The 5,646-nt window shown below is 74.5% G+C and carries 7 protein-coding genes; 1 reads left to right on the top strand and 6 read right to left on the bottom strand.

The annotated features are described in order from the left end of the window. Positions 1-58: 58 nt before the first annotated feature. The gene (locus tag CCN44_RS16755) at positions 59-748 is read left to right on the top strand and encodes a FadR/GntR family transcriptional regulator (RefSeq protein WP_059249737.1); all 690 of its coding nucleotides are present in this window, start codon (positions 59-61) and stop codon (positions 746-748) included. A gap of 19 nt (positions 749-767) precedes the next feature. Here the strand turns inward: CCN44_RS16755 and CCN44_RS16750 are convergent, their stop codons facing one another. The 6 genes from CCN44_RS16750 to CCN44_RS16725 all read right to left on the bottom strand — a co-directional run. Next, on the bottom strand, positions 768-1,427 hold the full coding sequence (locus CCN44_RS16750; protein ID WP_086698113.1) for a class F sortase: 660 nt from the start codon (positions 1,425-1,427) through the stop codon (positions 768-770). 8 nt (positions 1,428-1,435) lie between these two features. Further along, positions 1,436-1,996, bottom strand: coding sequence for a hypothetical protein (locus CCN44_RS16745; protein ID WP_059249739.1), 561 nt, complete (start codon positions 1,994-1,996; stop codon positions 1,436-1,438). Positions 1,997-2,210: 214 nt separating this feature from the next. Next, on the bottom strand, positions 2,211-2,990 hold the full coding sequence (locus CCN44_RS16740; protein WP_059249740.1) for an HAD-IIA family hydrolase: 780 nt from the start codon (positions 2,988-2,990) through the stop codon (positions 2,211-2,213). Between the two features lie 289 nt (positions 2,991-3,279). Beyond that, positions 3,280-3,987, bottom strand: coding sequence for a phosphonatase-like hydrolase (locus tag CCN44_RS16735; RefSeq protein WP_189397193.1), 708 nt, complete (start codon positions 3,985-3,987; stop codon positions 3,280-3,282). 8 nt (positions 3,988-3,995) lie between these two features. Continuing rightward, positions 3,996-5,120 carry a TIGR03364 family FAD-dependent oxidoreductase gene (locus CCN44_RS16730; protein WP_086698111.1) on the bottom strand — a complete coding sequence of 375 codons (1,125 nt, stop codon included), beginning with the start codon at positions 5,118-5,120 and terminating at the stop codon, positions 3,996-3,998. A 134-nt stretch (positions 5,121-5,254) separates the two neighbouring features. Next, positions 5,255-5,646 (bottom strand): GntR family transcriptional regulator (locus CCN44_RS16725; protein WP_143649799.1); only part of this gene is annotated, 392 nt, incomplete at its 5' end.

Below are 5,646 nucleotides of genomic sequence, written 5' to 3'. Positions count from 1 at the left end.
CCCCACTCCCCTTCCCTCCGCTATCCCCTCCGCCCGAATGGCCGGATACCCTCTCGCCATGGCAGCCCGGGACCTTCAGGAGCGGATCAAGAAGCTGATCGTGGACCAGCGGCTGCCCTCGGGCGCCCCGCTGCCCACCGAGCCGGAGCTGATGCGGCTGCTGGGGGCGAGCCGGAACTCGGTGCGGGAGGCGCTGAAGGCGCTCCAGGCGATGGGGATCGTGGAGATCCGGCACGGCTTCGGCACGTACGTCGGCTCGATGTCGTTCGCGCCGATGATCGAGGGGCTGGCCTTCCGGACCGTCGTCGGCCACTACCGCGGCGAGGACTCCCTGCTCCAGCTGCTGGAGCTGCGCGAGGCCGTGGAGACCGGGCTGGTGTCACGGCTGGCCGGGCGGCTGCCGGAGGCGGACCTCGGGGAGCTGGAGGCGCTCGTGGAGCGCATGGAGCAGCAGGCCGCCGAGGGCGCCTCCCTCGCCGAGACCGACCGGGCCTTTCACGCCACCCTCTACCGGGGGCTGGACAACGTGCTGCTCAGCGAGGTGCTGGAGGCGTTCTGGGACGCCTTCCACCGGGTGCGGCAGGACCTGGTGGAGGTACCGCAGGATCCCCGGGTCACCTGCCGTCAGCACCGGGAGATCCTGGACGCGGTACGGTCCGGCGACTCCCCGCGGGCCGAGCGGGCCATAAGGGACCACTTCGGCAACGTCCGCAGCCGGCTCTCGCCGGTGGCCGCGGTGCATCCGTGACCGCCGTCGCGCGGGACGCTCAGCCGCGCGTCCCGGTCAGGTACGCGGACACCACGACGTTCGCCGTGTAGCTGCCGCTGGCCCGGTCGAAGGAACCGCCGCAGGTGATCAGACGCAGCTCGGCGCGGCCGGGCTCGCGCGGCCCGTAGGCCTGCCGGGCGTCGAAGCCGTCGCGGGGCAGCACGCGGACGTCGTCGACGGTGAACTCGGCGACCTTCCCGTCCGCGCGGAAGACGCGGACCGCCTCGCCCGCCTTGAGGGTGCTGAGCCGGTAGAAGACGGCGGGCCGGGTCTCGGTGTCGACGTGGCCCACCAGCAGGGCGGGGCCGGTGGCGCCCGGCTTCGGCCCGGCCCGGTACCAGCCGACCACGCCCGGCTGGTCGTAGGGCGGCGGGTCGACCGCGCCCCGGGCGTCCAGACCGCGGGCCACCACCGGGGCCTGGACGCCCAGCCCGGGGATGTCGACGCGCTGGGGCACCGCGTCGGCCAGGGGTGTCGCCGGGCGCGGCAGCGGGCCGGTGCCGGCGGTCCGGCCGAGGGTGAAGACGTCACCCGTGGCCGGGGCGCCCGGCACCTCGGTCACGTGGCGGCCCCACAGCCACAGCCCGAACAGCAGCAGGGCCCAGGCCAGGCCGGTGACGAGCCGCCCGGTGCCGGTGGAGTGCCCCTCGTCGGTCATGGCGGGGCTCAGCGGGGACGGCGGCTCCGGCGGGCGCGCAGCCCGACGGCGACCGCGGCGATCCCGGCGAGCGCGAGGCCCGTCACCGCCTGCCCGGTGTCGGGGCCGGAGCCGCTGGTGGCCACCGTGGCGAAGTGCGCGGTGCCGCCCCCTCCCGCGGGGACCGGGGCGACCGGCGTGGGGGTGCCGGCGGGCGGCTCGACGGGCTCTGCCGGCCGGCCGGCGCCGCCCGCCTCCGTGACCGTGATGGTGCCGGTGCGCACGGAGCCGGCGCAGCTGACCTTCACCGTGTAGGCGCCGGGCGCCAGCGCGGAGCGGACGCGGGTCTCGCCGCTCAGGCTGCCCTGGGCGCCGGTCAGCTGGGCGTCGGCGACGAAGGCGGCCGAGGCGGCGGTGCCCTGCTCGCCGGTGCAGCCGCTGACCCGCAGGGTGATGTCGTCGCCCGGCGCCGGGCTGGCGGGGGTCACGCTGACCACGCCGCCGTCCGCCGCGTGGGCCGCCGGGGCGACCGCGGCGGCGGTGGCCACGGCGAGCATTCCGGTACAGAGAGTGAGGCGTAGTGAGCCCATCGTGAACCTCCAGATATGTGGAGGCTCCCCCCGGCGGGGCGCCACCGCATCCTCGGGAGGCCCCGCATTGCTCCGAACGGGTGAGGTCGGGTTTGCTGCGGGGTTCCGGCCGGGGCCGGTTCCGTACCGGGATTCGACCGATCCCCGCCCGGATCTGATCGGCTCCGCGCCCTGTCCGGCCGGTTCCCCCGCCCGGGGCCGGCCGCTCCCGTCCTCAGACCAGGTCGACCAGGTCCGCGATGGAGTCGACCACCTGCGAGGGGCGGAAGGGGTAGCGGTCGACGTCCTTCGGCCGGGTCACGCCGCTGAGCACCAGGAACGTGCGCATCCCCGCCTCCAGGCCGGCGAGCACGTCGGTGTCCATGCGGTCGCCGATCATCGCGGAGGTCTCGGAGTGGGCGCCGATCGCGTTCAGCCCGGCCCGCATCATCAGCGGGTTCGGCTTGCCGACGAAGTACGGCTTCTTGCCGGTCGCGGCGGTGATCAGGGCGGCGACCGAGCCGGTGGCGGGCAGGTCGCCCTCGGTCGACGGGCCGACGTTGTCGGGGTTGGTGGCGATGAACCGGGCGCCGTCGTTGATCAGCCGGACGGCCTTGGTCAGCGCCTCGAAGGAGTAGGTCCGGGTCTCGCCGAGGATCACGAAGTCGGGGTCGTGGTCGGTGAGGATGTAGCCGATGTCGTGCAGCGCGGTGGTCAGGCCGGCCTCGCCGATGACGTAGGCGGTGCCGCCGGGCCGCTGGTCGTCCAGGAACTGGGCGGTGGCCAGCGCCGAGGTCCAGATGTTCTCCACCGGCACGTCCAGCCCCATCCGGCGCAGCCGGGCGTGCAGGTCACGGGCGGTGTAGATGGAGTTGTTGGTGAGCACCAGGAAGGGCCGCCCCGACTCGCGCAGCTTCTTCAGGAAGGCGTCGGCACCGGGGATCGGGACGCCCTCGTGGATCAGGACGCCGTCCATGTCGGTGAGCCACGACTCGATGGGCTTGCGGTCTGCCATGCTGTGCGTCTCCTGGCGTACGTACGGTCGGAAAGGCGGGGGCGCCGGAACCACGGCGTACCGACGCCCCCAGCCTAGTCAGGACCGGCCGGTCCTGACCCCGTCGATCACCGGGCAACAGCTGTCGCCGAACCCCCGGAGGGATCAGCTGCCCGTGGCGGGCTTCCAGTCCTCCACGTACGACGGGGGGTCCGCGCCGATCTCGTCCCAGTCGGGCTCGAAGACCTCCGCACCGTCCATCACCTCCCGCGCGGCCATCAGGACCACGAGGGCGTCGAGGACGACGTTCTCACCGCGCTCCGGCGAGCAGGGCGGGCAGCCCGGCGACGGAGTCGAGCACGTGGGTGGCGCCGGCGGCGGTGAACTCCGCGTCGCCGTGGGCGCCGGTGCGCACGCCGGCGACCAGGCCCGCTCCGGCGCGTACGCCGCTGAGCACGTCGTACGACGTGTCACCGGCCACGGCGACCTGCCGTACGTCCTCGGCCGCCTTGGTCCGGACGAACGCCTCCAGCACCATGTCCGGGTACGGCCGCCCGCGTCCGCCCGCGTCGGCGGGGCACAGGGTGAGCGGGACGAGGTCCCGCCAGCCGAGGGCGGCGAGGACGGCGTCCTGGGTGACGCGGGCGAAACCGGTGGTGAGGACGACGGTACGGCCGCTGCCGGTCAGCTCCTCGATGGCCTCGCGGGCCCCGGGGACGGGGGCGACCAGGCCGGCGTCGACCAGGTCGCCGTACGCCTTCTCGAAGGCGGTGTTGGCGCGCCGGGCGCGGTCCTCGTCGCCGAACAGGTGCCGGAAGACGGAGATCTTGGACTCGCCCATGGTGGCGCGGACGTAGGCCAGGTGCTCGGCGTGCTCGGCGGAGCCGGGCTCGACGCCCAGCTCCGCGGCGGCGGCGGCGAAGGCCCGCTCGACCAGGCCGCCGTCGGCGACGGTCGTACCGGCCATGTCGAGGACGACGAGCCGGATGTCGGGGGTGACGGGGGTCGTGGACGTCATGGAGGTGCTCACCAGCCCAGTTCGTTCGCGGTGGTCTCGGCTATCGCGGGGGCGCAGGTCATGCCGCGCCCGCCGGGCCCGGTGACCAGCCACACCCCCTCGTGCACCCGCTGCCGGTGCACGACCCGGCCCGGCTCGGTGCACTGCGCGTACACCCCCGCCCAACGGCGCCGGATGCGCGGCAGCGGCCGGCCGAGGAGGGACTCCACGACTGCGGTGAGGTGCTCGTACGGCTCCTCGACGGTGTCGAAGGCGAAGGGGTGCTCGTACTCGTGGGTGTCGCCGATGGTCAGGCCGCCGTCGGCGCGCTGCACCATGAGCAGCTGCATGCGGTGCGCGGCGGCGGTCTCCGGCTGCGGCTGCCGGGCGTTCAGCTCGTCCACGGCCGGGGAGGCGTAGGCGGGGTAGTAGCGGAAGCTGTCGGCGTCGGCGACCGAGGTGGTCAGCGGCTCGCCGAGCGGGTCGGTCTGCATCATCTGCAGCCGGACGCGGCGCACGGGCAGGCCGGGGCCGGCCAGTTCGCGGACCAGTCCGCCGAGCCAGGCGCCGGTGCACAGGACGACGGCGTCGGCGTGGTGCACGTCCCCGTGGTCGTCGCGGACGGTCCCGGCGCCGGTCACCTCGCGCACCTCGCAGCCCGGCAGGAAGGTGTAGAGCGGGGACTTCAGCAGCTCGGCGCGCAGGGCGAGCTGGGCGGTGCGGGGCTCCACGGCCGCGTCCCGCTCGCAGTACAGGGCGGCGGTGAAGTCGCCGCGCAGGGCGGGGTTGAGGGCGCGGGCCTCGGCCGGGGTGAGCAGCTTGTAGCCGCGGGCGGCGGCGTCCGCGCGGGCCACCGCGGCCTCGGCGACGGCGAGTTCGAGCGGGCCGCGGACGGGGGTGAGGGAGCCGTTGGGGCGGAAGCCGAGCCCCGGCACCCGCCCGCCGATCCCCTCCCACAGCTCCCGGGCCCGCAGCGCGGTCTCCAGCTCTTCCCCGCCGGCGCGCCCGCTGACCCAGATCTGCCCGAAGTTGCGCAGCGAGGCGCCGCGCGCCTCCGACTCACGCTCGATCTGCACGACCTGGTGGCCGCGCGCCACTGCCTGCCAGGCGTGCATGGTGCCCACCACGCCGGCTCCGACGACTGTCACTCTCACGGCGGCAACGCTCCTCGCGATCCGGCATCCGGAAGCATCCGGCTGACAACGAGAGCGTGAACCACCCATCACGTTTGGGCTAGACCCGTTATCGTTTCGTGATCACATGGGCCCGTCATGTCGCGGACGGGCTGTCAGCCCTGGAGGCGTGTGGTGAAGGAGAACCGGTCGCCCCGGTACAGCGACCGCACCCGCTCCAGCGGCCGGCCCTCCGTGTCCCGGGACACTCGGTGGATCAGCAGCATCGGCAGGGCGGGCGGGGTGCCGATGAGCAGGGCCTCGCGGGGCGTGGCGAGCACGGTCTCGATCCGCTCGTCCGCGTCGCCGAAGGCGATGCCCTGGGCGGCGAGATACCCGTAGAAGGAGGAGTCCGGATCGAAGTCGGAGTCCAGCCGGGGCACGCGGGCGACGGCGACGTACGTGCTCTCCAGGCCGACCCGCTCGTCATCGGCGAGCAGCACCCGCTCCAGGTGCCACACCGGCTCGCCCCGGGTGAGGCCGGTCTCGGCGGCGAGCGGGTCCGGGC

It is taken from the genome of Streptomyces tricolor (genome assembly GCF_002155905.1).
In the GTDB taxonomy this organism is placed as follows: domain Bacteria; phylum Actinomycetota; class Actinomycetes; order Streptomycetales; family Streptomycetaceae; genus Streptomyces; species Streptomyces tricolor.
Note: the sequence above shows the minus strand (reverse complement) of the source record. Positions and strands in the feature narration are given on the sequence as shown.